This is a genomic window from Pseudomonas sp. YuFO8 (genome assembly GCF_035065025.1).
In the GTDB taxonomy this organism is placed as follows: domain Bacteria; phylum Pseudomonadota; class Gammaproteobacteria; order Pseudomonadales; family Pseudomonadaceae; genus Aquipseudomonas; species Aquipseudomonas putida_AE.
The window spans coordinates 1-3,383 of sequence record NZ_JAXDEQ010000088.1 but is presented as its reverse complement, the minus strand read 5'-3'; the positions used below and the strand labels follow the sequence as shown (position 1 = coordinate 3,383).

Sequence of the window (3,383 nt, the reverse complement as noted above, 5' to 3'; positions counted from 1 at the left end):
AGGGGACGGTCAATGAACAAGGTCGTGTCCTTGTCGATATCGGCGCGGGCTATGACTGTCGTTGCAATCTGGTGAGCGACGCCAAGGGACAGCAGGACCTGGGGGATTTTTTCAAGGCGTTGTTCCTGGCACAAAAGCCTGAAGACCGCGTGTATGAACTGGGCATGCTCCAATTGCAGGACGCTGATCGGCTGGCGCCACGCTCATTCTCTATCCGGACCATGGCGACCGACGAACCTCAGGCCCGTGGCCCGGAATACAATGGCGATGGGGCAGTGGTGATGCTGGTCCGTACCAAAGGGAATCCCGATGAGGGCGACGATGTTTCGGACGGCGAATTCGATTACCTGATTCCCAATGACCGGCATCCGCAAACCAATAAACCACTCTATACGGGGGCGTTGGTGTTGGCCAGTCGGATACTGTTCGATTGGTATTTTCAGGACTATCTGCAAATGGCAATTGGTTATGGTCTTAGATTCAAGCGTTTGTCTGAATCAAACGATATTGCCAGATCTTTGCGAGCCATAGCTGGCGGGTTTGATGTTCCGGGGTTTGAATATGCTTGGAGTGGGAACCCTCGTTCAAAGTCGTTAAAGTCCACCGGCCCGCTGAGTATAAAGATGTACAGTGCATTGGAGGCTGAGTCGCTTGGAGTGAAGGTTGTTGAGGGCCAACTGTTAGAGATATCATGGCACCACGATGCACCTCTTCCGTTTCACTATCATGAAGATAGAATGATACTGCCAGATATTGATTATTATTATGATGCTCCTGTGCGGAGTCGTTTTAAGGTGTGTTACAGGCCTGTCCTGGAAGAGGCTGGTGCGAATAAGGTGTATTTCGATCTTGAGCCAGGATATTCTCTCGCCATGTCAGGAGTTTGGGAGCCTCCAAATAGTGGGGGGGGAAAATTCCTTATCCTATCGAGCAAAGGCTTGATAAGGCAATAATAGATCCAATAGTAGCCGTGTTTTCCGAGGCGCTTCCGAAGTTTGAGTTTCCAGCAATAAATACACTGCAAATCAGCAACATACTGTTTCCAGAAAGCAATGCCCTGCAACTGACTCAAGTCCGACTTCCCGGCGATCTGGCGATGTTCGGTCATATCGATCCGAAAGAAACCACCTTCACCCTCGATCCGCTGCTGTCCGTGGTCAAGGCCGGCGAGAAACAGGATTTCAGCATCCGGCAACTGGGTCGGCGCGCGTCGACAGTCACCTGGACCGTTCGCAATGTCGATGGCTCTCGGGCGGTGGGTACCATCATTGATAAAGGTGACACGGCGGAGTATGAGGCCCCGGACGCCATGTCGCTCGATGGTAACGCAGTGCGAAACATGGTCACCGCGACCTATACCGATTCGGTGACCGGCAAAGAGGTTACGGCCTCCGCGTTGGTGACGGTGGTGCTGGAAAATCTGGTCGTGACCCCTTCGCTGTTGCAATTGGACATGGGCGATGACAAACGACAAAGCATTACGCTCAAGGCCACCTCCCTGAGCGGCTCCACCCTGACCTGGAAGCTCCTGGGCGACCTGGGCACGCTGACGGACGATGGCAGTGAGGCCATCTACACGCGGCCGACCACGCCAATTGGCAAAACCCTGGAGTCGGTGCTGATCGAAGTCAGCGATGGCACGTCCGTAGCGATTGCCACCGTACTGTTGCGTTCCGGAAACTTCTCGTTAATGGTCACTCCGCCGTTCCAGCCAGGCTTGCCTGCCGGTAAAAGCGCATTGTTCAGCGCTCCGCCGGACATTCCGGGCGATAGGTTGACATGGTCAGTAGAGGCTGGGGAAGGCTCGGTCAAGGACGGACTGTTCACCGCACCAGAGTCCATCAAGCAACCTTACAGTGTAGTGAAGTGCACACTCCAGGGTATCGTTTCCGGTTATAGCATCATTCACTTAATCCCAAATGGCCGACAATCAAGTTGGACCAAACTGGATGTGTTCGATTTTCTAGTCACTCCAGCTGAGCCGCCTACGGTTTATGCCAATGGCCAGCAATATGCCAAAGTCGTGGTTCGAATCAAGCCAACGGATGGCGAATTATCCGATACCGAATTTGAAAATATTCGGCTGATCTCGGCAAACGGAAAAAATCCGTTGCCGGAAGTTGGAGCGGATGGCGTGCCACCCGGGGGGAAATGGCATTTCAACCGTGAAAAAACCGGTTACTCGACGTATCCGCATCAAAGTCGCGTCTCGACGATGGCGAGCCAGGATAATCCTTTGGTTAATATCCGGGTCAAGGAGTTTTTTGTTCAGTGTCACGAAATTGGTACATTGAAAATCGCCGCCAGCGTTACCAGCGACAGCCATCAAACATTTTATACAAATGCCAAGCCCGATGACGGTGAACCCAATAATAAAATCATTACGCTTGAAGCAGTCGAGCCCTATCGAGGCACCGGACAAGGTCGCGCAGCGTTCACCTTTGGTGATGACCCTGACCGTTGGGCACATCGAGTAGAAGGTGCAGAGAATGACGTTGATTTGAGTACCATTGATTATTATTCGATGAAATTACGTATCGATAATGCACAGGTGGCTATACATAGCGTTAAGTTTGACGGGCACTCAAGTATGGTCAGATGGGAAAGTGAAACCATGCTTGAGGATGTTCACAGTATTACCGGGTATGCGTTGCCCAATGACAAAGATGACCAAGGTCGTCAGATTTTGCACTTCGATGAGATTCTTTGGCGGCGTTTGGGCGGGGAATTACCGTCTCAAGTCGTGAACCCGTTATACCCTGTCAATCAGGGTGAGGTATTGATCAGCCTGCATCGCCGAGAGTACTGGAGATACGAGCAGTATGTGAAAAATGATTTCAGCTCGAATTTGAGTCTTATTGTCCATGATAAGTACGGGACGCAACACAGTGTGAGGATCGGTTTCGATGGGGCAAGTCGAGATAGGTTAAGAATTACATCCTGATGGATTGAAAGTGTTTAACGCGAGAGCTCCTATCAATATTCGTGACGCTATTGTTTTTAGGGATAATGACTATGTCGACATCTACGACCATTCACTCCAATGCCTTCAATTTCATGAGCTACATGCAAGGCCAGGTCGATCCGCGCACCGGCCAATATACCTGTGCCATTTCACTGCCTGAACTCAAGGCTAACAATCTGTGTGGCCCGGTCGTTCCATTGCAACTCAACTTCAACCCGCTTAATCCCAGCGACAGCGGGTTCGGCAAAGGTTGGAACCTGCAATTGTCACAGTACCACCCCACCAGCCGCATTCTGTCGCTTTACACCGGTGAAACGTTCAAGGTCAATCTGGGCGGCGGCGTCACGGTAATTCCGGAAAAGAAAATCGACTCATTTCATTTTCATGAATTCCAGGAAAACCAGAAGACCAAGTACCG

General features: G+C 51.2%; 2 protein-coding genes and 1 pseudogene. All 3 read left to right on the top strand.

Annotated elements, in window-relative coordinates; genetic code table 11:
* A pseudogene (locus tag SOP95_RS31365) lies at nucleotides 1–953 on the top strand (hypothetical protein); the annotation flags it as partial.
* Nucleotides 954–970: 17 nt separating this feature from the next.
* Complete coding sequence (locus tag SOP95_RS31360; protein WP_323609499.1) at nucleotides 971–2,944, top strand: hypothetical protein; 1,974 nt, start codon at nucleotides 971–973, stop codon at nucleotides 2,942–2,944.
* 71 nt (nucleotides 2,945–3,015) lie between these two features.
* Nucleotides 3,016–3,383: hypothetical protein (locus SOP95_RS31355; RefSeq protein WP_323609498.1), on the top strand; the 368-nt coding region annotated here is incomplete at its 3' end.